Here is a 1,207-nt window from a genome sequence, read left to right as displayed (position 1 = left end):
CTTCCAGACCGCGTACTCCTCCAGGTAGGGCTGGCGACGCAGGACCTTGGAAGCCGGATCGACGATCACCGGCACGGCGTCGCCAACTTTGATGCGGCCGGTGTTGTCGGCCATCGACGCGGTGACGATCTTGTCGCCGACCTTGACCTCGACCGGCATCGGGAAGGCCTTGCCCGAGGGCGTCTTCCAGCTCAGCACCAGGTCGTCGCCGTCGCGCGTGGTCCGCAGCTCCGGCAGCTTGGCCTGGTAGAAATAGGCGTCGAAGAACCACTGATAGTCCTTGCCGGTCAACTCGTTGACGATCGCGATGAAGTCCTTGGTGGTGGCGTAGCGCGGCGCGAAGTTGCCGGGCTTGGGATCGGGACGACCATAGACCAGGGTGCGCACCGACTTGAAGAACGCCTCGTCGCCGATCGTGGCGCGCAGGGTGTGCATGACGTTCGAGCCCTTGGCGTAGATGTCGTTCGCCGGGCCGCCCACGGGCTTGTAGACCTCGTCCTCGGTCATCACGCGGCCGGCGACGATCGGGAACTGGTGCTTGCTGCCGACCCGCTGGGCGTTCAGGCGGGTCATGTATTCCATGTCGCCGTGCAGCCACTGGGAGAACAGCGGTTGCATGTAGCTACCCAGGCCCTCGTGGATCCACATGTCATCCCAGTCGACATTGGTCACCTGGTTGCCGAACCACTCGTGCGACAGCTCGTGCTGGAACAGCCAGTCGTAGCCGTAGACGTCCTTTTTGTACTCGTTGCCGTAGGCGTTCATGGTCTGGTGTTCCATGCCCAGATGCGGCGTCTCGACGACGCCCAGCTTCTCGGACCGGAACGGATAGGGACCGATCATCTGCTCGAAGAAGTCGAGCGTGGTCGGAAACTCGGCGAACAGGGCCTTGGCCTTGGCCGGATCGTCGCTCTTCAGGTACCAGTATTCGATCGGGAAGCTGTCGCCGAACCGGCTCTTGTAGGTGTCTTCCAACTTCACATAGGGGCCGACATTGACCGCGATGGCGTAGGTGTCGGGCTGCTTCTGGCGCCAGTGGAAAGTGCGCCAGCCGTCCTTTTCCTCGACGCCCACCAGCACGCCGCCGGCCGGGGCCGACAGCGGGGCGGGCACGGTGATGTAGAAGTCCACCAGCAACGGCTCGCCGGTCGGGAAGTCGATGCACGGCCAGAACAGGTCGCAGCCGTCGCCCTGCACGGCGCTGGCG

1 protein-coding gene is annotated in these 1,207 nt (G+C 64.0%); it reads right to left on the bottom strand.

All coding sequences use genetic code 11. The features are described from left to right. Positions 1–1,207 (bottom strand): M1 family metallopeptidase (locus tag AC1DZ6_RS25480; protein WP_477099871.1); only part of this gene is annotated, 1,207 nt, incomplete at both ends.

It is taken from the genome of Caulobacter sp. P1_B12_2 (genome assembly GCF_056406675.1).
The sequence above is the reverse complement of the archived record's forward strand: the minus strand, read 5'-3'. Positions and strand labels throughout refer to the sequence as shown.